Annotated in this window: 1 protein-coding gene; it reads left to right on the forward strand. The window is 33.7% G+C overall.

The window, feature by feature from the left end; all coding sequences use genetic code 11:
• A partial coding sequence (locus HXW94_RS20665) for a hypothetical protein (RefSeq protein ID WP_218576845.1) occupies positions 1 to 255 on the forward strand: 255 nt, incomplete at both ends.

Here is a 255-nt window from a genome sequence, read left to right on the forward strand (position 1 = left end):
CATTACCTGCTCAGACCACTCAACAGATTTTAAGAGTAATTGAAAATGACTGGAAATCTTTTTTCAACGCAAATCGAGAATTCAAAAAGAATCCTGGAGTTTTCACAGGCAGACCCAAACCGCCCAACTATAAAGATAAAAAAGATGGCTTAGGGATAGTTATTTTTACTAACCAACAGTGTAAAATCAAAAATAATTTTATTCACTTCCCGAAAGCTGTCAGAATTGATCCAATCAAAACAACAGTAGAAAAAT

The sequence above is a fragment of the Desulfobacter latus genome, assembly GCF_013389365.1.
GTDB classification, from domain to species: Bacteria; Desulfobacterota; Desulfobacteria; order Desulfobacterales; family Desulfobacteraceae; genus Desulfobacter; species Desulfobacter latus.